This is a genomic window from Paraburkholderia sp. CI2 (assembly GCF_014201055.1).
Classification (GTDB): Bacteria; Pseudomonadota; Gammaproteobacteria; order Burkholderiales; family Burkholderiaceae; genus Paraburkholderia; species Paraburkholderia tuberum.
On sequence record NZ_JACHDL010000009.1, the window covers coordinates 98,063 to 122,431 of the forward strand.

Here is a 24,369-nt window from a genome sequence, read left to right on the forward strand (position 1 = left end):
GAATCAAGCTGACGGCAATTGCACTGCCACCCTCGCGAGATGTGACCAGACGGCCCGCACCTACCGCGGGCCGCCTGCTTTTCGGCTCGAAGATCGACGTTACGGCTGATACGACGAATCGACGATCGTCCACAGCGCCGCTTTCGGCTGCAGGTTCGCATCGAACAGTAACGGCAGGTTGTTGCGCGGCACCGGCGTCGACGTCAGCCACGTGTGCTTGTCCGAATAGCCCCAGAACGTGACCGCCTTGATGCTCGGCTCCTGCTCGAACAGAGCGAACACGGCGCGATAACGCTCGGCCTGCGCGCGCATGATGTCGTTCGGCACTGGATGCCCGAGGTCCGGCAGACATGCATGCGGATCGCTCCAGCATTCACCGGGATCGGCATAGAGACTCACGTCGAGCTCGGTCACCTGGTTTTCGAGGCCGAGCGCGGCGACGTCGTCGAACGCCTGCTTGATGTTCGGCAGCGGCGGCCAATTTACGCTGATATGCATCTGATGCCCGACACCGTCGATCGGCACGCCCTGCGCGCGCAAATCGCGGATCACCGCGAGCAGCTTTGCGCGCTTGCGCGGATCGTCGGTGTTGTACTCGTTGATATAGAGCTTCACGCTCGGGTCCGCCGCGCGCGCCGCGCGGAAGGCGATCGCGATGTAGTCCTTGCCGAGCGTCCGGTACCACGGACTGTCTTCGCGATACACCTGATGCGGATCGTCGCTAATCACTTCGTTGACTACGTCCCACGCGTAGACCTTGCCTCGGAAGTGCGTGACGACGTCGGTTACATATCGATCGAGCCGCTTCGCGACGATATCGTGATAGAGCGGATCTTTCGGATCGCCGGCGAAGAACCAGTCCGGCGCCTCGGTCCAGTCGCCGGCCTTGAAGTGCCACAAGAGCGTGTGCCCGCGCACCGCAATGCCGTGCGCTTGCGCGAACGCGACGATCCTGTCGGCCGGTTCGAAGTTGTACTTGCCTTCCGCGACGCCGATCGTGCCCGGCTTCATCTTGTTCTCGGCGGTCAGGCTCGAGAACTGGGCGGCGACGAGCGCCGCGTCGGCGGGACTGTCGATTGAATCAGGTTCAATCGCCGCGCCGACCTTGAAGTGCGCGGCCATCACACTGCGCAACGGCGGCAGCGCCTCAGCGGGCGCCGCGGCGAGCGGCTGGCCGTCATGAGCGACGGCGGCCTGGTTGTGCGCGCAGCCTGCGGTTGCGAGCGCGCAAACGGCGACGGCTGCGCAGAGCATGCGCATTGAAGTCCTCAAAGGACGCACTCCTGGTCTCCTTGTGACGGAATGCCGGTTCGGATGTCTTCTCTAACTATGCTTACCGTTACCGGTAACAGAGAAGATGTTAAGCAGCCTCTGTCAGCCCCGCTATGAGGGATTTACCTGACATATCGACGAGACATGGATGGTGAATCAGCGTCGAGTCGACCGGCTTGACACGGCGTGGGTTGAAAGCGCTTTCAGATGGGGATTGCACGGAACCGCCGCGCGGCTAACGGCGCGAAACAGGGCGCCAGTCACTGAATCCCAACTGGCGAGACAGGAAAACCGAATCCGTTCAACGCGCGGGTTTGCTTCAATCGTCGTCCGCGCGGCGATTCAGTTTGATTTCAATGCCCGTTCAGCGAGCCAGCGTCGGGCGAGAGCCGGTTGTCCACCGAGGTGACACCCGGAACCGACATCGCACTCTGCTCGGCACGCGCGACATGGTCCCGCTCGGGCACCCATCCGACCAGCGTGATCCGCCCCGAGTGGGCAAAGACGAACACATGTGACATCCCGACTCCGCTGTGCGCCTCCGCGACCCGCACGCTATGGGCGAGTTGTTGGTCGGTGGCTTGCGAATCCTGGGCATGGGCCGCCGGCGCTATTGCGCTTGAAATCAGCAGCGCGAGTGTAGAAACAAGGGCTGTTTTCACGATACCTCCTTAGAGTGCCAAGGTGTGCCGGCAAAATCCGCCGGCAAATCTTCCGGTTCGACTCGATGCGAGGCGTCGGAAGTGCACTGGACAAAATCCTCTTTCCACTGCACGCGTCGCGGTTATCGCGGCTGCGCGCCGAGGTTTTGCCAGTCGGGGCGATGGGCGGTCGTGCCTTCGCCCGCAGAAAAGTTGCAAGGGCAGCGTGTTCGAACGGGACGTCGCATGTGCGGCGTGGCGGGGGAACAGCGAGAGCCGAGGGATGGGAGCTGGTTGGAGCGGTCGTGATGGAGCGCGAGAGCCAGACGGATGCGCCGACAATCCTGCACCCAGCCTGCTACGCGGCTGAGCCCGGCTCGTTGCCCGGCATCGTATGCATTGATGATAGTCGCTAATGTCCACCACTGCTGGCGGCTCCTGCGCCAGTTCGTCAAGCCCAAACCGGCAATGCAAGCGGGGCGGCTCGTTGCATCTTCGCAACATCGAGCGCGAAATTTTGCTTGCATTCGAGCGCGTCTTCCTTGTTAAGCAAGCGCTGAGCGACGCGCGAGACGGATTGGCGCATCGTTTCGGTGCATGAGTTCAAACGGATTTCCGACGCTTGTGACCATCACGTAATGGTCACAAAGCAGGGCGCTACTGCGGGATCGTCCGGCGCGCAACTGTTATCGATAACAGCGTTTTCCCTAAGCAGTTAGTTTGATGCGCGGCGCAAGGTCATTCCTATAATCGCCTCGAAATGTGAAGCAAATAAGTAGCGAACATTTCGGCAAGAGGGGAAACGTGTGAGAACGCGTGCGTCCTGTGCGGCTTGGAGACGCCAAAATATATATAGGATATCTAAATGAAGAAGAAGCTTATTGCTGTGTCGGTGATGGCAGCCGCGACGACGGTGGCCCATGCGCAGAGCAGTGTCACGTTGTACGGCCGTATCGACAACGGCATCCAGTTTGAAACCGGCCTCCCGGGCGGCCATGCGTGGTCAGCCCAAAGCGGCGACTGGGGTTGCTCGTGGTTCGGCCTGCAGGGCGCCGAAGATATCGGCGGCGGCACGAAGACGGTCTTCCAGCTCGAAGGACAGCTCAACACGATGACCGGTGCATCCGCGGGCAATCTGTTCGGCCGTCACGCAACGGTGGGGCTGACGAACGACCACTGGGGTTTGTTCAAGATCGGTAACCTCGGCGCCGGCGAACTGGCGCAGGACAGCTGGGGCACCGACCCGCAGGTGATGCAGCGCTACGCGATCTCGACACTGGTGCGCGGCCGCAACTGGACGAGCACCAGCAACGGCGCGGAGTACAACTCGCCGGTGCTGTTCGGCGGCCTCGTGCTGAAGGGTCAGTATTCGCTGACCAACAACACGAGCTGGAACTCGGCGCCTGTCAACTCGGCTGGCGTGCCGACCGGCCAGGGTCGTACGAACGCGGTCGAAGGTGTGTACACGTGGGGCAACGGCGACGTCCGCGTGATCTATGACGAAGTGCGCGGCGCCAACGGCTCGTTCAACAACGTCTACTCTGCTTCGCGGATGGCCCTTGTCGGCGGCACGTACGTGCTAGGTCCGGTCAAGCTGTACGCGGGCTACCAGCACCTGAGCGCGCCTGACGCGACCAACGCGAGCGTGGGCGTAACCGATGCGTCGCAGCCTCTCGGCGTGAGCGCGCCGACCAGTGTGAACCACGAATGGTTCGGCGCCGCATGGCAAGTCACGACGCCGACGCAGGTGACGGCTGCGGTCTACCACGCGAACGCAAACAACGGCAACGGCAATGCAACGCTGTTCACGCTCGCCGCGACGTACGCGCTGTCGAAGCGCACGTTCCTGTACACGGAAGCCGGCTACGTGCACAACAGCTCGACATCGAACCTGAACCTCGGCAACGGGCCGTACGGCAACAACAACTTCGATGCGGTGACGGGCACGTCGTCGAACAGCAACCCGAACTATGGTCATAGCCAGACCGGCGTGTTCGCCGGGATCATGACCTCGTTCTGAGTTGAGGTTGCCTGATCAGCAATCGCAGTGATCTCTTTGTTTCAAGGACTGTTTATTTCTCTTTCATAGAGAGGCCGGTGCGACGCCTCCTCCACCCTCGTCGCATCGGCTGCTTTTTGTTTTTTTCGAATTCATCACCGGACGTAGTGCGCCTCTTCATATCTGAAAGCGCTTTCATCACAGGATTCAGGCAGAACTCATGACCCACGACGGCTCCAACGATAAACCCGGCGCGCCCAAGGTATCCAACGTACCCCCTGCGCCCAACGTGACGCTCGAAGCCATCGCGCGCGCGGCTGGTGTTTCTCCGAGCACCGTATCGCGGATCCTGAACGGTTCTGCGCGCGTGCTTCCCGCCAAGCAGCAGGCGGTGGAAGCGGCGATCGCGCGTTTCAACTATCGGCCGAACGTGCTCGCGCGCAGTCTCGCGAGCGGGCGGACCGAAACGATCGGCGTATTGACGCAGGCGGTGTCGAGCCCGTTTTACGCCGAGTGGCTGCGCGGCATCGAGGAGTCGTTGTACGAGCCGGGCTTTACGCCGATCTTCGTGAGCAGCCGCTGGAACATCGACGACGAAAAGGCGCGCCTCGAGCAGTTCATCGCGCGGCGCGTCGATGGAATCATCTTGCTGCACGCGCAACTCGATGAGTCGACGTTGACCGACTACTCGCGGCACGCGCCAATGCTCGTACTCGGCCGCTCGGTACAAAACAGCGCGACGCTCGCTGGCCTGCCGATCGACAACATGCAGGGCGCACGCGACGCGACCCATCATCTGATCGAGCAAGGCCATCGCGAGATCGCCTTCATCGCCGGGCCGGCAAGTCACGAGGATGCGATCGAGCGCCTCGTCGGCTACCGGACCGCGCTCGAGGAAGCGGGCATCGGTTTCGATGCCGATCTCGTCGAGCAGGGCGATTACCTCGAAACGGGCGGCGTCGCAGCGATGGAGCGCCTGATGGCGCGCCATCCATCGTTCAGCGCGGTGTTCTGCGCAAACGATCAAACCGCGTACGGCGCGCGCCTCGCGATGTTCCGCCGCGGCGTGCGGGTGCCGGACGACGTGTCGCTGGTCGGCTTCGACGATTTGCCGACCTCGTCGTACATGACGCCGCCTTTGACGACGGTCCGCCAGCCGACTTACGAAATCGGCCGCCTCGCCGCACAGGGCATCGTGCAGATGATCCGCAAGCAGTCGATCGCGCTAAGCCCGATTCCGCTCACGCTCGTGACGCGTGAAACCACGCGGCGAATCACGCCGCCGGTAAAACAGGGGGATACGCCTACGTAGCGGCTGTTTTTTCGCCTCAACGTGAAAGCGCTTTCAGGTATCGGCAGTCAAGCAGAAATTCAGCAGAGCATTCAGCACCAGGCAAAGCAGCACCAAGCAAAGCAGCAACAAAGACAACAGGGGAAGAAGGTCGCAGCAACCGGGTATTCATCGAATGCAATTCAAACAGGGTTCTTCAGGAGACGAGTAATGAAATTCCGCTTTTCAGGCTCTGCCGCCGCCGTTCTGCTCAGCCTGGCCGCAGTCGGCGCGCACGCCAACACCACGTTGACGGTCGCGGTCTTTCCGAAGCTGGATCAGGAAATCAAGGACGCGCTTCCGGCGTGGAAGAAGCTGCATCCGGACGTCGACATCAAGGTGTCGTCGCTCGCGATTGCCGATCACCACAACGCAATGACCACCGCACTCGCGACGAGCTCCAATCTGCCCGACGTGATGGCGGTGGAGGTCGGCTTTATCGGCCGCTTCGCCTCGGGCGGCGGTCTCGAAGATCTGTCGAAGGCGCCGTATAACGCGGGCCAGTACAAAAGCCAGTTCATCAACTACACGTTCGCACAGGCGACCACGCAGGACGGCACGATCGTCGGCATGCCGGCCGATATCGGTCCGGGCACGCTGTTCTATCGCAAGGACCTTCTCGACAAGGCGGGCGTGACCGAAGCCGACCTGACGAAATCGTGGGACTCGTACCTGGCAGCGGGCGTGAAGATCAAGAAGGCGACGGGTGCGTACCTGATGGCATCGTCGCGCGATATCGAGGACATCTACATTCGCGCCGACCTGAAGGAAGGCGATGGCGTGTACTTCGACAAGGCCGGCAATCCGGTCGTCACGTCGCCGCGTTTCGTGAAGGCGTTCGAGCTCGCGAAGAAAGCACGCGACCTCGGTCTCGACGCGAAGATCACGCCCTGGTCGAACGAATGGGCCGAAAGCTTCAAGCGCGGGACCGTCTCGACGCAGATGATGGGCGCGTGGCTCGGTGGCCACCTGTCGTCGTGGATCGCCCCGGACACGAAGGGTCTGTGGCGCGCGGCCAATCTGCCGAACAACGCGTACGCATCGTTCGGCGGCACGTTCTACTCGATCCCGGCGAAGGCGACGCAAAAGCCGATGTCGTGGGAATTCATCAAGTTCCTGACGACGCGCCAGGACACGCAGCTCGCATCGTTCCGTTCGATCGACGCATTCCCCGCGCTGCTTGCCGCGCAGAACGACACGTTTTTCGCGGAGCCGGTCGCATTCCTCGGCAACGAGAAAGCGCGTCTGATCTGGCGTGACGCAGCCTCGCACATCCCGGCGATCCAGCGTAGCAAGTACGACCAGGTCGCCGAGGAAGCGGTGCACTCGGCGCTCGACAAGGTCGTCGACGACGGTGCAGACGTGCATACGGCGCTCCAGGAAGCGCAGGACCAGATCGCGCATCGGGTCCGCCGTTAAGCGGTATCGATGCAAGGTCGCGGCACGCTGCGTACCGCGACCGAAGTGTGTCGCAGTGCGCTGCAAGTCTGCTGCAAACAGCGTGGCCGGTCATCGATCCCGGCTACGCCCGACTGGACGGAACTATTGATGAACACCCCGCTGCCCACGACCCCGGAGGTCGCCCGCGATGCGCGCGCGAGCGACGTGCTGAGCTCGCCCGCGCCGTTCGCCGCGCCGCGCAGAACTTCGCGGCTCGATCCGGTGAAAGTCGCACCCTACCTGTTTCTCGGTCCATTTTTCCTGCTGTTCGCGCTATTCATGGCGTTCCCGCTGCTGTTTTCGCTGTACCTGTCGTTCCAGAGCTGGGACGCGACGGCGGGGCTCGCGAGCATGAAGTGGGTGGGTCTGTCGAACTTCACGTTCACGCTGACCGACCCGTGGTACTGGAAGTCGCTGTACAACACCGCGTCGATGGCGATCATCTCCGGCGTGCCGCAGCATCTGGTGGCGCTGCCGCTCGCATTCTTTCTGCAAACCGCGTTTCGCCGCTGGCGCAACCTGGTGGTCGGCCTGTACTTCCTGCCGTTCATCACGTCGAGCGTCGCGATCGCGCTGATCTTCTCGTCGCTGTATTCGACCGACTTCGGCATGATCAACCTCGCGATCGCCGAGCTCGGCAAACTGCCCGGCCTGCACTGGATCGTCCCTGCGCATCCGATCGAGTGGCTGTATAACCCGAAGAACGTCAAGCCGGCGGTGTCGGCGGTGATCTTCTGGCGCTATGTCGGCTGGAACACGGTGCTGTATCTGTCGGCGCTGCAAACCATTCCGAAGGACCTTTACGAGGCCGCGCGCATCGACGGCGCGAACGGCTGGCAACAGTTCACCCGCATCACGATTCCGCTGATCAAGCCGATGATTTTCTTCGCGGTCACGCTGTCGATCATCGGTGGGCTGCAACTGTTCGAAGAGCCGTTCATCCTGCTGCCGAACGAAGGCATGGGTACCAGCCAGTCCGGTCTGACGACGGCCGTCTATATGTATCGCACCGCATTCCACGACGGCGATTTCGGCACCGCGAGTTCGATCGCATGGCTGCTGTTCATTTCGATCGGCGCGTTGATGTGGTTGAACACGCGGATCTTTCACCGCAGCGGCATGAACGAGGAGACACAGCGATGAAATCGTCGAGCAACAAGGGCCGTTATATCGGCTACGCGATCGTGGTGGCCGGCGCGCTGCTGATGTTCTCGCCGTTCTACTTCATGTTCGTGTTCGCGACGCACACGAGTTCCGAGATTTTCTCGATGCCGCCCCCGCTGTGGTTCGGCAGCGCGTTTCTCGACAACATGGCCTCGCTGATGCGGCACATTCCGTTCTGGCGCAATCTCGGCTGGAGCTTCTATACGGCCACGATGCAAACCGTGCTGACGCTGCTCGTCACGTCGATGGCCGGCTACGCGTTCGCGATGTACGAATTCCGCTTCAAGAAGACGCTGTTCGCGATCGCGCTGACCGCGATGCTGGTGCCGCCGTTCCTCGGCATGATTCCGACCTTCATGACGATGAACCTGCTCGGCTGGATCGATCAGCCGCGCGCGCTGTACGTACCTGGCGCGGCCGCCGCGCTCGGCGTGTTCCTGATGCGCCAGTACGTCGCGGCGGCGATTCCGTCCGAGCTGATCGAGGCGGCGCGCATCGACGGCTGCAGTGAATTCCGCATCTACCGGAGCATCGTGATGCCGCTGCTGGGACCGGCGCTGGGTACGCTTGGACTGATCAGCTTCATTCAGGCGTGGAACAACTTTCTGTCGGCGCTCGTCGTGCTGCGTTCGCCGTCGATGTACACGCTGCCGCTCGCTCTGCGCATTCTGCAAAGTCCGACCAATTCGGATTGGGGTGCGGTGATGGCGGGCTCAGCGGTCGCGGTGCTGCCGTTGCTGGTGCTGTTCGCATTCACCTCGCGGCGTCTGATCGACGGTCTGACGACCGGCGCGGTCAAGGCTTGAGATTCTCTCTTTCATTTTTCACGCCCTAGCAGGCGTGACCATTCAGGACAACAACATCTATGTCGACGTATCGATTCAACGAAGACTTCGTCTGGGGCGTCGCCACCAGTTCCTACCAGATCGAAGGCGCAGCGCATGAGGACGGCCGCGGCCCGTCGATCTGGGACGCGTTCTGCAACGTGCCGGGCAAGGTCCTGAACGGCGAGAACGGCGATGTCGCATGCGATCACTATCACCTGGTCGAGGAAGACCTCGACCTGATGGCCGAACTCGGGGTCAAGGCTTATCGCTTTTCGATCGCCTGGCCGCGCGTGCAGCCGACTGGCCGCGGCGCATTCAACGACAAGGGCCTCGCGTTTTACGAGCGCCTCGTCGACGGTTTGCTCGAGCGCGACATCCAGCCGTTCGCAACGCTGTATCACTGGGACCTGCCGTTGTCGCTGCAGCATACGCAAAACGGCTGGGAAAGCCGCGACACCGCTTATCGCTTCGCGGACTACGCACGCAAGATCGGCAGCGTGCTCGGCGATCGCATTGGATCGATCGCGACGCACAACGAACCGTGGTGCACCGCGTGGCTCGGCAACGCAACCGGCTATTTCGCGCCGGGCAACGCCGATCTGAAGAAGGCCGCGCATGTCGCGCACCATCTGCTGCTGTCGCACGGTCTCGCGTTGCAGGCACTGCGCGCCGATGGCGTGAAGGCGCCGCTCGGCATCGTGCTGAACCAGTCGCCGGCGCATGGCGCGACGGATGCGCCCGAAGATCAGGCCGCCGCGTCGCTCGAATACGCGAAGTTCGTGCGCTGGTACATGGACCCGCTGTTCAAGGGCGAGTATCCGGCCGAGGCGCTGGAATGGTATGGCGCGAACGGTCCGCAAGACGTGATCCGGAGCGGCGATTTCGACGTGATCGGTACGCCGATGGACTTCCTCGGCGTCAACTACTACACGCGGATCTTCGCGAGCGCATCGGGCGAGAAGCGTCCGCCGGGCGCGCTCGGCTTCACAGACATGGATTGGGAAGTCTATCCGCAAGGTCTCACCGAATTGTTGACGCGCATCAACGCCGACTACAAGCTGCCGCCGATCTACATCACCGAGAACGGCTGCGCGGCGAAAGACGTGCTCGATAACGGCCGCGTGCACGACGCCGAGCGCGTGCGCTTCTACGACCTGCATCTCGCCGCCTTGTCGGACGCGGTGAAACAGGGCGTCGACGTGGCGGGCTATTTCGCCTGGAGCCTGATGGACAACTTCGAATGGGCGTCGGGCTACGACAAGCGCTTCGGCATGGTCTACGTCGACTACGCGAGCCAGGAGCGCACGCTGAAGGACAGCGCGTTGTGGTATCGCGACGTGATCGCGCAACACGCCGGCGTCGCGGCCGTGCGCTGAGGCGCACGCCCGACGACGGGCGCATCGAACCTCGCGTGGCGCGACAGTAGTACGGCAGTGGGATAGCGTCACGCGGGGTCTGCAAGTACAAGGATTGAGGAGGAGGCATCAAATGGGCGAACTCGTATTGCGCAACGTCACGAAGACGTATGGCGAAGGACCGCAGGTGATCCAGGGCATCGACCTGCACATCCCGGACGGCCAGTTCACGGTGTTCGTGGGACCGTCGGGCTGCGGCAAGTCGACGATGCTGCGCATGATCGCGGGGCTCGAGTCGGTGACGGGCGGCGACATTCTGATCGACGGCGTGCGCGTCAACGATCTGCAGCCCACGGACCGCGGCATCTCGATGGTGTTCCAGAGCTACGCGCTCTACCCGCACATGACGGTCGCGGAAAACATGGGCTTTTCGCTGAAGCTGTCGGGCAAGTCGAAAAAGGAAGTGCGCGAGGCGGTGGGCCGTGCCGCCGAGATCCTGCAGATCACACATCTGCTGGAGCGCAAACCGAAGGCGCTGTCGGGCGGCCAGCGCCAGCGCGTCGCGATCGGACGGGCAATCGTGCGCAAGCCGCGCGTGTTCCTGTTCGACGAACCGCTGTCGAATCTCGACGCTGCGCTGCGCGTGCAGATGCGTATCGAACTCGCGAAGCTGCATCGCGAACTCGGCACGACGATGATCTACGTCACGCACGATCAGGTCGAGGCGATGACGCTGGGCCAGCAGATCGTCGTGTTCAACAAAGGCCGCATCGAGCAGACCGGCGCGCCGCTCGATCTGTATGAGCGGCCGGCGAACCGCTTCGTTGGCGGCTTCATCGGCTCGCCGCAGATGAACATGCTGGCCGCGACGCTGGTGTCGCGAAGCGATGCGCAAACCGTCGTGGCGCTTGCCGGCGCGAGCCAGCGCATCGTGCTGCCCGGCCGGCTGGCGCAGCCGGTCAGTGGCGAGTTGACGCTCGGGGTGCGCGCCGAGCATCTGGGCATCGGCTCGCTCGACGAAGGTCTCGCCGCGCGTGTCGAACTGGTCGAGCATCTCGGCGACGTCTCGATCCTGCATGCTCGACTCGATGGCATGGCGCACGCGATCGCGCTGAAGCTCGACAAGAAGGACGCGCAGCACGCGGTCGGCGCGCGTGTCGGGATCAAGGTGGCGTCGTCGTCGGTCACGCTGTTCGATGCGAATGGCGCGGCGGTGAGCCTCGCGCGACCCGAAGTCGGCGAGGACGTCGGCGCGGTGGTTTGACAGGCCGATGTCGGCGGGTGACCAACGGTACACCGATGGCGGATAGGAGCCTTCATCCGGGCCCCCTGCATCGAACGACGAAGACTGACGCAAGCAGCGATGACGTTAGCCAGTTCGCATTAAATATTACGCAGTACTTTCGACGTCTTGCATGGAGCTTTCTCCTTGCCGGGCTTGATTTAGAGGGTCCAGTCGAGGGGTCGGATAGTGGTTTGGAGCTTAGGTAAACTCCGCATGGCGGCGGCGAATGTCCGCCATTAACATCCGCTAACGTTAAGGGTAACGTTCGGGGACGTTTGCATCTATTCGAAGAGCTAAAAAACGGGGCAAAACATTCAAACCCAAGACGCGGCGCGCGGCTATCCGCCACGACCCGGTATGGCCAGAGCGGTCTGTGTAAAACCAATTGATTAGGTGAAAGTGCAGCGGTTGCGCGCAGGAATTGGCGCGACCGTTGCAGGCTGTGTCGCGGTTACGGTAGTTGTCGCCGCGAGTTGGATTGGAGCTCGAGGGAGCTCCTGGCAGTAGGCTGGGAAGCAACGACTGAGAGCAAGGTTGATAAAGAATGTCGGGCACGCATCGCGGGTGTTCGCCTGCGGGCGCACCGGCCCGATACAAAAAATACCGTTGGATTTTTGCTGGGTGGAGAGCGTCATGGAAAAGCGAGTATCTAAAGCCATTTTCAAGTCCCGGGCCTGCGAGCTGTTCCGTCAGGTCGAGGCATTGGGCGAAACCGTGGTCGTCACCGACCGCGGGCAACCCACCATCGAAATCCGGCCGTATCGCAGCAAGCAGGAAAATCCGCTCGAACTGCTGCGCGCGTCGATTACGCATTTCAACCTGAAGCACGCGTTGCAGCCTGTCACTGCCGAGCAGGACGAGTAATGATCACGCTCGACACGCTTGCGCTCGTGTGCTGGCTCGGCAGGCAAAAAGCGCTGAGCCAGGCCGCGCACGATGCGATCGATCGGGAGCTCGCCGGCGGCGAGATCCTGATTTCGGCAATCAGTGCGTTCGAAATCGCGGAGTTCGTGAAGGTCGGCAGTCTCGGGCTGTCGATGGACGCGCGCAGCTGGATGTCGACGTTTCTGTCGCTCGACGGCGTGCGGATGATTCCGGTCGACACCGAGATCGCGTTTCGCGCGGCCACGCTGCCGCCCACGCTCGCCTTGCATCAACGCCTGATCGTCGCGACCGCGCGCACGCATGGCGGCGCGCTCGTGACTTCGGATGCGAAGGTGCGCGCGTCGACTTACGTCGAAACGATCTGGTGACGGCTGCGGCGCTGCCTGGTGCGGACTGGGCCGGTGGAATTGCGCACCACCAGTTCCGCCGGGAGCGTGATGCGCTGCGAAGCGGCGTCGATCCCGGCGATCTGCGCGAGCAGCGTATTGACCGCCGAGCGCGCCATTTGCTGGAACGGTTGGCGGATCGTGGTGAGCGCCGGGTGAAACTGCTCGGACATCGGGATGTCGTCGAAGCCGATCACCGAGATGTCGTCCGGCACGCGCAGACCTGCTTCGCGGATCGCGGCGATCACGCCGAACGCGCTCTGGTCGTTGGCCGTGAAGATCGCGGTGGGCGGCTCGGCGAGGTTCAGCAGGTCGAACGTGACGTCGAACGCCATCATTTGCGACAGGTCGCCCGCGGCGACCAGCGCGTCTTCGCGCGGCAGGCCGAGGCGAGCCAGCGTGTCGTGATAGCCGCGTTGCCGGTCGCGCACGCCTTCGATCGTTTCGTCGCCGGCCAGAAACGCGATGCGCTTGTGACCGAGCTCGGCGAGGTGCTCGACCGCGAGACAGGCTCCGCCGTAGTTGTCGACCGACACCGACGGGAAGCCCGTCAGCGTGCCGCGCTGATCGACGACGACGACCGGTACCTTCGCGGTGGCGAGCGCCTCGAGGCACAGCGACTCGCGCGGAAGAATGGCGAGGATACCGTCGGAGAATTGCTGAATGAGCCCTAGCAGGTCGTGATGCGTATGACGATCTTCGTCGAACACGGTGTAGACCAGCATCTCGCAGCCTGCGCCACGCGCCGCGCGGCCCGCGCCGAGAATCAGTTCGCTGGAGAATTGCGTGTCGAGTGTCGGCGTGATGATGCCGATGATGCCGTTGCGGCCGCCCGACAGTTTCTGCGCGGTGCGGTTGACGACGTAACCGATGTCCGACGCGATTCTCAGGACTTCGTCGCGGGTTTCGCGCGACACGCCTGGACGGCCGTTGAGAGCGCGCGACGCGGTCATCTGGGACACCCCGGCAAGCTTGGCAACGTGCTCAAGCGTTGGGGTCTGTCTTGCCATGCGGGTCGAAGGTGTGCGAGAGGTCATTGGATGGGTCGACTCGCTAATCGCGTTAGCGATAACGTTTATGTAGTCGTTATTCTAGCAGAACCCTTTATATTTCAGCTTTCCCACAATCGGTCCATCTTATCCGGCAGTTGCGTCGCAGCCCCGCCGGGACCAGGTAAAATCCCGCATAGCCTTACTTCACGCATCGACCTAACATTCACTAACGTTAAGGCTAACGTTAATGTTTTAGTGATTTCTTATAAATCCAGAAGAGGGGACACACCCATGGCGTACCCGGCTTTGTTTAAAGCGCGGTCCATCATCGGCGCGACGGCGCTGCTGTTTTCGTTGTCTGCAGTTGTTTCGAACGCCGTAGCGGCGGACTCCAAAACGATCACGGTATGGGACCAGCAGACCAATGCGTCGTCGAGCAAGATCATTCGCGACGCGTCGGATCGATTCGAAAAGGCGGTTCCGGGCTACAAGGTCGAGAATTCGCACGTCCTGAACGAGGCGTACAAGACTAAGCTGAAGGTCGCTTTCGGCGCGAACCAGCCGCCGTGCGTGTTCGAGAACTGGGGCGGCGGCGGGTTGCACGAGTACGTGAAATCCGGCCAGATCGCCGACCTCACGCCGTACCTGGAGAAGGATCCGGCGTACCGCAGCCGCTTCATGCAAGCGTCATGGAATGTCACGACGTTCGACGGCAAGACCTACGGTGTTGCCGCCGAAAACGCGGCGGCCGCAGTGATCTTCTACAACAAGGAAGTGTTCAGGAAGTACGGCATCACGCCGCCGAAGACGTGGGATGAACTGATGCACGTCGTTGAAGTGCTGAAGTCGCACAACGTTGCAGCGTTCTCGCTCGCGAACAAGAACAAGTGGACCGGTTCGATGTACTACATGTACCTCGTCGACCGTATCGGCGGTCCGCAAGTCGTGAAGGACGCGATCGAAGGCAAGGGCAAGGGCTTCGAAGATCCGGCGTTCGTCGAAGCCGGCAAGCGCATTCAGGAACTCGTGAAGGCTGGCGCGTTCGCACCGGGCATCAACGGTCTCGATTACGACTCGGGCGCCTCGCGCCGCCTGCTGTACACGGGCAAGGCTGCCATGGAGCTGATGGGCGCCTGGGAAGCTTCGACGATCGCGAACGAAAATCCGACGTTCTCGAAGGATCTCGACTTCTTCGCGTTCCCGAGCGTGCCGGGTGGCAAGGGTGATCCGCGCGACCTGATCGGCACGGTCGGCGACGGCTTCCTCAGCATCTCGACCGAGTGCAAGACGCCGGACGCAGCGTTCAAGCTGATCCAGGCACTGACCGACGAGCAGGCGATGCAGGCTCGCGCGTCGGATGACCACAAGCTCCCGCCGGTCAATCACGTCAAGATCGACGATCCGTTCACGCAGCGTCTGCAGCAAATGCTTGCCGCCGCTCCGAGCGTGCAGCTCTGGTACGACCAGGCACTGCCGCCGGCCCTCGGTGAATTGCACAAGGACACGACGCAAGCACTGTTCGGTCTGTCGCTGACGCCCGAGGCTGCTGCGCAGCAAATGGAAGCCGCTTCGAAGAAGGGCGGCTGATCTCCAGTCTTAAAGAAAAGTCCGACCGGCACCGCGAGGTGCCGGTCGGCATACAAGCCCGTGAATATCGCACTTTCCGCTACACCCGAACGCCGGCTGAGATTTTCATCGCAAACGCTCGTCACGGTTGTGTTTCTTGCGCCGTCGCTGCTGCTGCTGGCCGTGTTCCTGCTTTATCCGCTCGTCTCCAGCCTGCGGCTGTCGCTGCTCGACTGGAACGGCCTCGGCAACACTGCCCGTTATATCGGGCTCGCGAACTGGGCGCGGCTCGCGCACGACATGGTGTTCTGGCAATCGCTGAAGAACAACGTGATTCTTGCTGTCGCGTCGATCGTCGTCCAGCTTCCGATCGCGCTCGCGCTCGCCGTGCTGCTGGAGAAGGCCGGTCGTGGCTCGCGCTTGCTCAAGGTTCTCTATTTCTTGCCGCTGCTGATGTCGAGCGTGGCGATCGGTGTGCTGTTCAAGCAAATCTACGATCCGAATTTCGGTCCGATCAACGTCGCGCTGCAGGCATTCGGGCTTGATGGCCTCGCGAAGGACTGGCTGGGCGATCCGCATTTTTCGCTGGCTGCGACCATCGCCGTGATCATCTGGCAGAACGCGCCTTTCTACATGATTCTGTTTCTCGCCGGCCTCTCGTCGATGCCGGCCGAGGTCAACGAGGCTGCGCTCCTCGACGGCGCATCCGAGTGGACCATTTTCTGGCGCATCAAGCTGCCGCACCTGCAAGGCACGGTGCGCACCGCTGTGCTGCTGTCGGTGCTCGGGTCGCTGCGTTACTTCGATCTCGTCTTCGTCATGACCGGTGGCGGCCCCGAAGGCTCGTCCGAGGTGATGGCCACCTACATGTATCGCACGGTGTTCAGTTCGTTTCAACTCGGCTACGGCAGCACCATCGGCTCGGCGATGTTCCTTATCGTCATCACGGTGGCGGCGGTGTCGATGTACTTCACCCGCCGTTATGCAACCGAGGTCTGAACCATGAACAAGAAACTACGCTTCCCCCGCGTGGGGGTTCCTCTGCTGGCACTGATCTGGCTGGCCGTCACGACGATTCCGTTTCTCTTCATGGTCGCATCGAGCTTCAAGAGCCAGGAAGAGACCTTCGCGACGTCAGTGTGGGCGCCGCCGAGCCGCCTGTATTGGGGTAACTACGCGGCTGTGCTGCAGGGGCCGTTTTTCACTTATTTCCGTAACAGCGTGTTCACGGTGGGCGTGTCGGTGCTGCTGATCGTCATCATCAGTGCGATGGCGGCCTACGTGTTTGCGCGCTTGCGCTTCTCGCTGAACAAGACGCTGTTCGGTCTGGTGGTCGCCGGCATGATCGTGCCGCTGCATGCGACGCTCGTGCCGATCTATCTGCTCACGCGCAACCTCGGCCTTTACGACACCGCGTTCGCGCTGCTCGGCCCTTATGTGGCCCTCAGTCTGCCGGTGTCGATCTTCATCCTGACCGAGTTCATGCGCCAGATTCCGCGCGAGCTCGAAGAAGCGGCGCAGCTCGACGGCTGCAGTCCGTTCCGCATCTTCTGGCGTATTTTCTTCCCGCTTTCGGCACCGGGGCTCGCCACCGTGACGATCTTCAACGGCATTGGTCTGTGGAACGAGTTCATCTTCGCGTACATGCTCACGTCGACGGCCGAGCACCGTACGCTGCCGCTCGCGATTTGGGACTTCATGGGGCAATACGCGTCGAACATACCCTCGATGCTGTCTGTCCTCGTTCTCACGTCGTTGCCGCTGATCGTTGCCTACGCGTTCGGTCAGGAGCGCGTGATCAAGGGGATGATGGCCGGCTCGCTCAAGGGCTGATCCGCATCGCACCTCACCTCGAATCGTGTGGACCAAAGTGGCCCGCACACCGAACTTCGCATAAACGATATGGCAAGCATCTCTCTCACTAACGTACAGAAGTCCTATACGAGCGGTAACTCGGTGATCCGCGACGCCAACCTCGAAGTCGGCAGGGACGAATTCTGCGTGTTCCTCGGGCCGTCGGGCTGCGGCAAGTCCACGCTGCTGCGCATGATCGCCGGTCTCGAATCGATCACCGACGGCGAACTGCGCATCGACGGTCAACTGATGAACAACGTCGAACCCGCGAAACGCCAGGTCGCGATGGTGTTCCAGAACTACGCGCTCTATCCGCATATGAGCGTGTACGAGAACATGGCATTCGGCCTGCGTCAGGCGAAGGTCGATAAAGCCACCATCGACAAGAAGGTGCGCAGCGCCGCTGCCGCACTGCAACTCGACAGCTACCTCGAACGCCGCCCCGCTGCGCTGTCCGGCGGCCAGCGCCAGCGCGTGGCGATCGGGCGCGCCATCGTGCGCGAGCCGGGCGTGTTCCTGTTCGACGAGCCGCTGTCGAATCTCGACGCCGCGCTGCGCGTGCAGACGCGCACCGAAATCGCCCGTTTGCATCGCGAGTTCAACCGCGCGAGCGCGGTGTACGTCACGCACGACCAGATCGAAGCGATGGCGCTCGCCGACAAGATCGTGCTGCTGCACGCCGGCGCGGACATGGAAAAGCACGGCAGCATCGCGCAGATCGGCGCGCCGCTCGATCTGTACCACCGGCCGAAGAGCCGCTTCGTCGCTGGCTTCATCGGTTCGCCGAAGATGAACTTCATGCCGGCCACGGTGCTCGCGGTCGACGACAAGGGCATTCAGGTCGAGCTGACCACGGGAGAGCGCGTGCGCGCCGAGGTCGACGGCCGCAGGCAGCGCGTCGGTTCGCAGGTCACGCTCGGCGTCCGGCCGGAGCATCTTGCCCTGCCGTCGGCGCAGGCCGGCGTGCAGACAATCCGCTGCGCCGTGCGCCTGGTCGAACGGATGGGCGAGCACAGCTACGTGCATGTGGACGGTGGCGTGCGCGACGGCAACACGATGATCGCCAAGCTGCCCGGCGACGGTGGCGTGACGCACGACGAACGCGTCGAACTGGCGTTCGCACCGCACGCGTGCCACGTGTTCGACGACAAGGATTTCGCGCTGCCGCGTCTGCACTGATCCGCTTGCGATCGCGCTGCTTGCACGACGCGAGCAGGCGCGGTCCCATTGCATCGGGTCGCTAGACGCAACGAACGACCCGTAGCCGATCAAACACGGCGAATTCGAGTCGCGGCTGCGTTCGATCGATTAGCAGGACTGCGAAGTCTGGAAAGGCATCTGAAATAGAAGGGATGGCATCCGGGCTGAAGCAACGCCATGCCGCACGCTTGTCAGAAACAACGGATTTGTCGGCGCTTCATGCGCTTCGTACACCAGGATAAAAAAAAGGAGTTTTCGATGTTGCTTCGCCAAAGTGAGGTCCCGCTCTACCGCAATCCAGCGGCAGCCGTGGAAGAGCGCGTGGCCGATCTGCTCGCGCGCATGACACTCGACGAAAAGATTGCGCAGCTTCACGCCGCGTGGCTGAAGCTGTCGGCCGATGGCAATCACAAGGCGCGTAGCATCGATTTCGCGCAGAGCGCCAACCAGATCACGGTCGACGAGATCCTGCAGCATGGCCTCGGCCAGATCACGCGTCCGCTCGGCACGCATACGGTCGATCCGAAAGAAGGCGTACGCGCGCTCAACGAGCTGCAGCGCAAGATGGTCGAAGACACGCGCCTCGGCATTCCGGTGATGTCACACGAGGAATGCCTCGTCGGGCTCATGATCAAGGACGCGACGCTGTTCCCGTCGCCGTTGAACTATGCGGCGACGTGGAATCCGCAACTGGTCGGCGAAGTGGGCACGATCATCGGCGAGCAGGCACGCTCGATCGGCTGTCATCAGGGGCTCGCGCCGGTGCTCGACGTGTCGCGCGACCCGCGGTGGGGCCGCACCGAGGAGACGCTCGGCGAAGACCCGTATCTGGTTGGCGTGCTCGCGTGTCATTACGTGAAGGGCCTGCAGGGCGAACAGCGCGATCTGCTCGCGACGCTCAAGCATTTCGTCGGTCATTCGGCGAGCGAAGGCGGCCGCAATCATGCGCCGGTGCATGTCGGTCCGCGTGAGCTCAACGACGTGTTCATGCTGCCTTTCGAAATGGCCGTGAAGCTTGCGAACGCGGGCTCGGTGATGCCCGCCTATCACGACGTCGACGGCGTACCCTGTCATGGCGATCGCGCGCTGCTGCACGACACGCTGCGAGAGAAATGGGGCTTCGACGGTCTCGTCGTCGCCGATTACGCGGGCGTCGACCTGCTGTTCAGCCATCATGCGGTGGCGCGCGACAGCGCGTCGGCCGCAGCCCTCGCGTTCAACTCCGGCCTCGACGTCGAGCTGCCGGGTCACGAGTGCGCGGTGCATCTGAAGGAAGCGCTCGAGCGCAACGAGATCAGCGAAGCGACGATCGACACCGCCGTCTCGCGCGTGCTGCGCGTGAAATTCCGGCTCGGCCTGTTCGAGAATCCGTACGTCGATCCCGAACGCGTCGACGTGAAAAGCGCGACCGCGGGCGATACCGCATATCAGGTCGCGCTCGAATCGGCGGTGCTGCTGCGCAATCAAGGCGACGTGCTGCCGCTCGACGCGCACGGCCCGGAAAAGATCGCGGTGATCGGCCCGACCGCCGACGATCCGCTCGCGCTGCTCGCCGGCTACAGCTTCCCGGTGCACCTGATCAACAGCGGCGAGCAGTCCACTGCTTCGATCGCGACGCCGCTGCGTTCGCTGCGAGCGTTGCTCGGCGACGAGCGCGTAATTCACGCGCAGGGTTGCGACATCATCAAGGAGCGCCGCGCGGGCGCGCCGGTGTTCCCGGGCGACGTGTCGCTCGATCTGACCGGCGACGCGCATTGCGACGAGCTGATCAGCAAGGACACCGACGGCATCGCGTCCGCGGTCGAAGCCGCCCGGCAAGCGGGCGTCGCGCTGGTGTTCGTCGGCGATCTGGCGGGCCTGTTCCAGTCCGGCACGGTCGGCGAAGGGTCCGATACCGACAGCCTCGACCTGCCGGGTGTGCAGCAGGCGTTGCTGCAGGCAGTGGTCGATAGCGGCACGCCGACGGTCGTCGTGATGACGGGCGGCCGTCCGTACAATCTCGGCGGCCTCGAAGACCGCATCGCCGCGCAGATCATGGCGTTCGCGCCGGGCGAGCGTGGCGCCGAGGCGCTGGCCGATCTGCTGGTGGGCCGCGCCAATTTCAGCGGCCGTCTGCCGCTGTCGGCGCCGAAGAGCGCGGGCGCCGTGCCGTACGTGTATAACCATCGTCTGAAGAGCGCGGGAACGCCGATTGCATACCATTTCGGCTGCCGCTATCCGTTCGGTTTCGGTCTCGGCTATACGCAGTTCCGTTACGGCGATCTCGCGCTCGCGCACAGCGAAGTGTCGATCGAAAACGGTACGATCGAGTTGAGCTTCACGGTCGACAACATCGGCGCGCGCGACGGCACCGAGATCGTGCAGATCTACGTGCACGACCGGCACGCGTCGGTCGCGCGGCCGGTCCGCGAGCTGAAGGCGTTTGCGCGCGTGCCGCTCGCGGCCGGTGCGTCGGCGCGTGTGCGCGTGAAACTGCCGGTCGACATGCTGAACTTCACCGACGCGTGCGGCGAGCGTATCGTCGAGCCCGGTGACTTCGATCTGCTGGTCGGCAGCTCGAGCCGCGACATTCATCTGAGCGGCACGGTCGCCGTCGCGGGCTCCGCGACGAGAACGCTCGAACGCAACTGGCGCATGCTGAGCGAGGTCGAGATCGTGGCCTAAGCGGCGGGTCAGGGCGGCGAGCGCCGTCCTGTGTGTGGTCCTACTCGTAACAAGTGGAAAATCTGATGTCGTACGCAACCTATCCAAGTCTGTCGGACAAAACCATCGTCGTGACCGGCGGCGGCAGCGGGATCGGCGCCGCGATCGTCGAGGCCTTCGCGCAGCAAGGCGCGCGCGTGTTCTTCCTCGACGTCGCCGAGCACGGTTCGCTCGCGCTGCAGGAAACGCTTCGCCACGCGAAGCATCCGCCGCTGTTCCGCCGCTGCGACCTGAAAAATGTCGACGCGATCGAAAACACGTTCGCCGACATCGTCGATGCGGTGGGCCCGATCGACGTGCTCGTCAACAACGCCGGCAACGACGACCGGCACGAAATCGGCGAGCTCACCGCGAGTTACTGGGACGACCGTATCGCGGTGAATCTGCGCCACCAGTTCTTCTGCGCGCAGGCCGCCGCGAACGGTATGCGTCGCGCGGGGCGCGGCGTGATCCTGAATCTGGGCTCGGTGTCGTGGCATCTCGCGCTGCCGAACCTCGCGATCTATATGACCGCCAAGGCCGGCATCGAAGGGCTCACGCGTGGTCTCGCGCGTGATCTGGGCAGCTCGGGCATCCGCGTGAATTGCATCATCCCCGGGGCGGTGAAGACGCCGCGGCAGATGCAGCTGTGGCAATCGGCTGAGAGCGAAGCGAAGGTCGTCGCGAGTCAATGTCTGCAACTGCGCATCGAGCCCGAGCACGTCGCGCGTATGGCGCTGTTCCTCGCCTCCGACGACGCGTCACGCTGCTCCGGCCGCGATTACTTCGTCGACGCAGGGTGGTACGGAGAATGAGCATGCCGGTCCCAGCGTGCGTATGGGCGGTCGGCGCCGAACTGGCCGAAGGGCCGCTATGGCAGGCCGCCGAAAACGCGGTGTATTTCGTCGATATCAAGGGGCGCCGGATTCATCGGCTGTCCGTCGCGACCGGCGAGCAGCGGACGTGGCAGGCGCCCGACCAGCCCGGTTTTCTGGCGCCGCTCGCGGACGGCACGTTCGTATGCGGGCTGCCATCCGGCTTGCATCGCTTCGATCCGGCGAGCGGTGAGTTCAGCAAGCTCGCCGAGGTCGAACCGCATCTGCCGGGCAACCGCCTCAACGACGGTTTCGTCGATGCACGGGGACGCCTGTGGTTCGGCTCGATGGACGATGCGGAAGAGGCGCCGAGCGGCACGCTGTATCGCGTGAACGAGCAAGGCGCGGCAATCGCGCAGGACGACGACTACGTGATCACGAACGGCCCGGCGATGAGCCCGGACGGCCGCACGCTGTATCACAACGACACGATGCGGCGCGTGGTTTATGCCTTCGACGTCGCCGCGGACGACACGCTGTCGGGCAAGCGCATCTTCGCCGCCATCTCCGGCGACGGCCATCCCGACGGCATGGCCGTCGACGCCGACGGCTTCGTGTGGATCGCGCTGTTCGGCGGCTGGCGGATCGAGCGTTACTCGCCGGCGGGCGAGCTGGTCGATCAGGTGCCGTTGCCGTGCGCGAACGTGACGAAGCTCGCGTTCGGCGGTGACGATCTGCAAACCGTCTATGTGTCGACCGCATGGAAGGGACTGACGGCGGTCGAGCGCCAGCATCAGCCGCAGGCGGGCGGGCTGTTCTCGTTCCGCGCGCCGGTGGCGGGGCAGGCTCAGGCGCGCTGCACGGTGGGCTTCGAGCGCTAGACGACAAAAACACAGCGACAGGACAGGCCGCAAAACGCAACCCTGACGTTGCCTGGTCGCTCCGCAAGGAGCGGCCCGCTATCATGTGCGTTCCATGACTTTCGCGCATTCGCCCCGATACCTATCATGACGTCCAGGCCGCCAGTCCCGCCCCGCATGTCCGATGTTGCCGAACGCGCGGGCGTCTCGAAGATGACCGTGTCGCGCGTGCTCGCCGGCCGCAACGTGTCGCAGGCGACTCGCGAACGCGTGCAGAAGGTCATCGACGAACTCGGCTACGTCGCCGATGCGGCGGCGGGCGCGCTGTCGTCGGGACGCTCGGCGTTCGTCGCGGTGCTGGTGCCGTCGCTGTCCAGCTCGAACTTCTCCGACACCGTGCGCGGACTGAATGCCGCGCTGGGCCCGCACGGTCTGCAACTGCTGCTCGGCGACACGGACTACCGTCTGGAACAGGAAGAACTGCTGGTGCGCTCGATGCTGCGCCACCAGCCGCGCTGCGTCGCGTTGACGGGCGGCCGGCACACCGAGGCGACGCGCATGCTGTTGCAGCGCGCCGGCATTCCGGTCGTCGAAATGTGGGATTTGCCCAGCGATCCAATCGATACGGTTGTCGGCTTTTCGAACTCGGCGGCGGCGCGCGCGATGGTCCGGCATCTGCACGAGCGCGGTTATCGGCGGATCGGCTTCATCGCGGGTGCCAGCGAGCGCGACCGGCGCGGGCACGACCGGATGCGCGGCTACGTCGCCGAAATCAAGGCGCTCGGCCTCGGCGAGCCGCGCGTGATCCGGCTCGGCGATTCGCCGATCACGATGAGCCACGGCGCACCGGCGATCGGCGCATTGCTCGACACGTGGCCCGATACCGAGGCCGTGATGTGCGTGAGCGACATGTCGGCGTTCGGCGCGATCATGGAGTGTCACCGGCGCGGGCTGTCGGTGCCGGGCGACATCGCGGTCGCCGGGTTCGGCAACTTCGAGGTGTCGTGGTGCTGTCAGCCGAGCATCACGACGGTGTCGGTCGACGCGTACGGCATCGGCCTGCGCGCTGGCGAAACGCTGCTCGCGGCGCTCGCCGATCGCGAAGCGGGCGAGGTGCAGCGCAGGAAAGCGGTGAAGATCGATTTCACGGTGATTGCACGCGATAGCGCGTAGAGGGCACGCTGCGAGCATCAGCGGGGCGACGCTGAATTCGCAAGCCGCGAACACCTCGAACTACCCTTAATTAAACAGCTCAGGGATATCCCTTGGTTGCCCGGACCATAAGCCGGGCGTAACATCCACAGTCAGAAATGTTACCGGTAACGTCACGGCGAGGTTCGCCGGCACGGCGCATTCAAAGAAAACCGGTGAGCGGCGCCTGCATGCGGCGATTCCCGCGCTGATCGGCGGAATCGGTCTGATCATGAGTGCGGCTTTGGCGCATCATGTGGTGTGGGCGATCACGTTTCTGACGATCGCCACCGCCGGCATCCTTGCGCTGATGCCGATTTACTGGACGTTCCCGGGACAGCTGCTGTCGGGCGCCGCCGCGGCGGCCGGCATCGCGATGATCAACGCGATCGGCAATCTGTCCGGCTTTACCGGTTCGATGATCACCGCCGTAGCGAAAGATTTGACCGGCGACATCAACAACGGCACTTACGCACTCGGTGCGTGTCTGCTGGTCAGTTGCGTGCTGATCCTGCTCGTGCCGCGCACGATGCTGACGCGGGCCGCCTCGAATGAAGGCAGCGGCCCCGGCCGCGAGACAGCGCGGGCACAGAAACACGCAGAGCACGCATAAGAAACCCTCACC

The 24,369-nt window shown here is 63.2% G+C and carries 20 protein-coding genes and 1 pseudogene; 18 read left to right on the plus strand and 3 right to left on the minus strand.

Annotation, left to right across the window (positions count from 1 at the left end; translation table 11 throughout):
• Nucleotides 1-99: 99 nt before the first annotated feature.
• Both HDG32_RS14935 and HDG32_RS14940 read right to left on the minus strand, forming a co-directional pair.
• Complete coding sequence (locus HDG32_RS14935; RefSeq protein WP_260336474.1) at nt 100-1,254, minus strand: endo-1,4-beta-xylanase; 1,155 nt, start codon at nt 1,252-1,254, stop codon at nt 100-102.
• A gap of 371 nt (nt 1,255-1,625) precedes the next feature.
• Nucleotides 1,626-1,934, minus strand: a complete 309-nt coding sequence (locus tag HDG32_RS14940) for a BON domain-containing protein (protein WP_090810637.1) — start codon at nt 1,932-1,934, stop codon at nt 1,626-1,628.
• Nucleotides 1,935-2,778: 844 nt separating this feature from the next.
• On the opposite strand from HDG32_RS14940, the gene HDG32_RS14945 reads away from it, so the two are divergent.
• From HDG32_RS14945 to HDG32_RS14985, 9 genes are all read left to right on the plus strand, one after another.
• On the plus strand, nt 2,779-3,933 hold the full coding sequence (locus HDG32_RS14945; protein WP_184068257.1) for a porin: 1,155 nt from the start codon (nt 2,779-2,781) through the stop codon (nt 3,931-3,933).
• Between the two features lie 199 nt (nt 3,934-4,132).
• Nucleotides 4,133-5,224: a LacI family DNA-binding transcriptional regulator gene (locus HDG32_RS14950; RefSeq protein ID WP_184068260.1), complete on the plus strand. Its 1,092-nt coding sequence runs from the start codon at nt 4,133-4,135 to the stop codon at nt 5,222-5,224.
• A 189-nt stretch (nt 5,225-5,413) separates the two neighbouring features.
• A complete protein-coding gene (locus HDG32_RS14955) occupies nt 5,414-6,661 on the plus strand; it encodes an ABC transporter substrate-binding protein (protein ID WP_184068263.1) in 1,248 nt (415 codons plus the stop codon).
• A 129-nt stretch (nt 6,662-6,790) separates the two neighbouring features.
• The gene (locus HDG32_RS14960; protein ID WP_184068266.1) at nt 6,791-7,825 is read left to right on the plus strand and encodes a carbohydrate ABC transporter permease; all 1,035 of its coding nucleotides are present in this window, start codon (nt 6,791-6,793) and stop codon (nt 7,823-7,825) included.
• Nucleotides 7,822-8,652 (plus strand): carbohydrate ABC transporter permease, encoded by an 831-nt coding sequence (locus HDG32_RS14965; RefSeq protein WP_184068269.1) that lies wholly within the window; start codon nt 7,822-7,824, stop codon nt 8,650-8,652. The genes HDG32_RS14960 and HDG32_RS14965 overlap by 4 nt, the downstream gene beginning before the upstream one ends.
• 59 nt (nt 8,653-8,711) lie before the next feature.
• Nucleotides 8,712-10,049 (plus strand): GH1 family beta-glucosidase, encoded by a 1,338-nt coding sequence (locus HDG32_RS14970; RefSeq protein WP_184068272.1) that lies wholly within the window; start codon nt 8,712-8,714, stop codon nt 10,047-10,049.
• A 112-nt stretch (nt 10,050-10,161) separates the two neighbouring features.
• Complete coding sequence (locus HDG32_RS14975; RefSeq protein WP_184068275.1) at nt 10,162-11,292, plus strand: ABC transporter ATP-binding protein; 1,131 nt, start codon at nt 10,162-10,164, stop codon at nt 11,290-11,292.
• 654 nt (nt 11,293-11,946) lie between these two features.
• Complete coding sequence (locus tag HDG32_RS14980) at nt 11,947-12,177, plus strand: type II toxin-antitoxin system Phd/YefM family antitoxin (RefSeq protein WP_008921569.1); 231 nt, start codon at nt 11,947-11,949, stop codon at nt 12,175-12,177.
• A complete protein-coding gene (locus HDG32_RS14985; RefSeq protein ID WP_090810623.1) occupies nt 12,177-12,566 on the plus strand; it encodes a type II toxin-antitoxin system VapC family toxin in 390 nt (129 codons plus the stop codon). Before HDG32_RS14980 ends, HDG32_RS14985 begins: the two co-directional genes overlap by 1 nt.
• Here the strand turns inward: HDG32_RS14985 and HDG32_RS14990 are convergent.
• Nucleotides 12,545-13,621, minus strand: coding sequence for a LacI family DNA-binding transcriptional regulator (locus tag HDG32_RS14990; RefSeq protein ID WP_311539890.1), 1,077 nt, complete (start codon nt 13,619-13,621; stop codon nt 12,545-12,547). The genes HDG32_RS14985 and HDG32_RS14990 overlap by 22 nt on opposite strands.
• A gap of 246 nt (nt 13,622-13,867) precedes the next feature.
• Between HDG32_RS14990 and HDG32_RS14995 the strand changes: the two genes are divergently transcribed.
• The 9 genes and pseudogenes from HDG32_RS14995 to HDG32_RS15035 all read left to right on the plus strand — a co-directional run.
• A complete protein-coding gene (locus HDG32_RS14995; protein ID WP_184023555.1) occupies nt 13,868-15,163 on the plus strand; it encodes an extracellular solute-binding protein in 1,296 nt (431 codons plus the stop codon).
• 60 nt (nt 15,164-15,223) lie between these two features.
• Nucleotides 15,224-16,141, plus strand: a complete 918-nt coding sequence (locus tag HDG32_RS15000; protein WP_244144714.1) for a carbohydrate ABC transporter permease — start codon at nt 15,224-15,226, stop codon at nt 16,139-16,141.
• 3 nt (nt 16,142-16,144) lie between these two features.
• Nucleotides 16,145-16,975 (plus strand): carbohydrate ABC transporter permease, encoded by an 831-nt coding sequence (locus tag HDG32_RS15005; protein WP_184068281.1) that lies wholly within the window; start codon nt 16,145-16,147, stop codon nt 16,973-16,975.
• Between the two features lie 69 nt (nt 16,976-17,044).
• Nucleotides 17,045-18,175, plus strand: coding sequence for an ABC transporter ATP-binding protein (locus HDG32_RS15010; protein WP_184068285.1), 1,131 nt, complete (start codon nt 17,045-17,047; stop codon nt 18,173-18,175).
• A 279-nt stretch (nt 18,176-18,454) separates the two neighbouring features.
• Nucleotides 18,455-20,860, plus strand: a complete 2,406-nt coding sequence (locus HDG32_RS15015; protein ID WP_184068288.1) for a glycoside hydrolase family 3 N-terminal domain-containing protein — start codon at nt 18,455-18,457, stop codon at nt 20,858-20,860.
• A 65-nt stretch (nt 20,861-20,925) separates the two neighbouring features.
• Entirely contained in the window at nt 20,926-21,693 is a 768-nt protein-coding gene (locus HDG32_RS15020) for an SDR family NAD(P)-dependent oxidoreductase (RefSeq protein ID WP_184068291.1), read from the plus strand.
• Entirely contained in the window at nt 21,690-22,574 is an 885-nt protein-coding gene (locus HDG32_RS15025) for an SMP-30/gluconolactonase/LRE family protein (protein ID WP_184068293.1), read from the plus strand. The genes HDG32_RS15020 and HDG32_RS15025 overlap by 4 nt, the downstream gene beginning before the upstream one ends.
• 156 nt (nt 22,575-22,730) lie before the next feature.
• Nucleotides 22,731-23,726, plus strand: coding sequence for a LacI family DNA-binding transcriptional regulator (locus HDG32_RS15030; RefSeq protein WP_184045189.1), 996 nt, complete (start codon nt 22,731-22,733; stop codon nt 23,724-23,726).
• Between the two features lie 166 nt (nt 23,727-23,892).
• A pseudogene (locus HDG32_RS15035) lies at nt 23,893-24,357 on the plus strand (MFS transporter); the annotation flags it as partial.
• Nucleotides 24,358-24,369 lie beyond the last annotated feature (12 nt).

Excerpts from the sequence above, each read along its gene's own strand:
- HDG32_RS14935 (WP_260336474.1), bottom strand. The coding sequence starts at position 1,254 with ATGCTCTGCGCAGCCGTCGCCGTTTGCGCGCTCGCAACCGCAGGCTGC.
- HDG32_RS14945 (WP_184068257.1), top strand. The coding sequence starts at position 2,779 with ATGAAGAAGAAGCTTATTGCTGTGTCGGTGATGGCAGCCGCGACGACG.
- HDG32_RS14950 (WP_184068260.1), top strand. The coding sequence starts at position 4,133 with ATGACCCACGACGGCTCCAACGATAAACCCGGCGCGCCCAAGGTATCC.
- HDG32_RS14955 (WP_184068263.1), top strand. The coding sequence starts at position 5,414 with ATGAAATTCCGCTTTTCAGGCTCTGCCGCCGCCGTTCTGCTCAGCCTG.
- HDG32_RS14960 (WP_184068266.1), top strand. The coding sequence starts at position 6,791 with ATGAACACCCCGCTGCCCACGACCCCGGAGGTCGCCCGCGATGCGCGC.
- HDG32_RS14965 (WP_184068269.1), top strand. The coding sequence starts at position 7,822 with ATGAAATCGTCGAGCAACAAGGGCCGTTATATCGGCTACGCGATCGTG.
- HDG32_RS14970 (WP_184068272.1), top strand. The coding sequence starts at position 8,712 with ATGTCGACGTATCGATTCAACGAAGACTTCGTCTGGGGCGTCGCCACC.
- HDG32_RS14975 (WP_184068275.1), top strand. The coding sequence starts at position 10,162 with ATGGGCGAACTCGTATTGCGCAACGTCACGAAGACGTATGGCGAAGGA.
- HDG32_RS14980 (WP_008921569.1), top strand. The coding sequence starts at position 11,947 with ATGGAAAAGCGAGTATCTAAAGCCATTTTCAAGTCCCGGGCCTGCGAG.
- HDG32_RS14985 (WP_090810623.1), top strand. The coding sequence starts at position 12,177 with ATGATCACGCTCGACACGCTTGCGCTCGTGTGCTGGCTCGGCAGGCAA.
- HDG32_RS14990 (WP_311539890.1), bottom strand. The coding sequence starts at position 13,621 with ATGACCTCTCGCACACCTTCGACCCGCATGGCAAGACAGACCCCAACG.
- HDG32_RS14995 (WP_184023555.1), top strand. The coding sequence starts at position 13,868 with ATGGCGTACCCGGCTTTGTTTAAAGCGCGGTCCATCATCGGCGCGACG.
- HDG32_RS15005 (WP_184068281.1), top strand. The coding sequence starts at position 16,145 with ATGAACAAGAAACTACGCTTCCCCCGCGTGGGGGTTCCTCTGCTGGCA.
- HDG32_RS15010 (WP_184068285.1), top strand. The coding sequence starts at position 17,045 with ATGGCAAGCATCTCTCTCACTAACGTACAGAAGTCCTATACGAGCGGT.
- HDG32_RS15015 (WP_184068288.1), top strand. The coding sequence starts at position 18,455 with ATGTTGCTTCGCCAAAGTGAGGTCCCGCTCTACCGCAATCCAGCGGCA.
- HDG32_RS15020 (WP_184068291.1), top strand. The coding sequence starts at position 20,926 with ATGTCGTACGCAACCTATCCAAGTCTGTCGGACAAAACCATCGTCGTG.
- HDG32_RS15025 (WP_184068293.1), top strand. The coding sequence starts at position 21,690 with ATGAGCATGCCGGTCCCAGCGTGCGTATGGGCGGTCGGCGCCGAACTG.
- HDG32_RS15030 (WP_184045189.1), top strand. The coding sequence starts at position 22,731 with ATGTCCGATGTTGCCGAACGCGCGGGCGTCTCGAAGATGACCGTGTCG.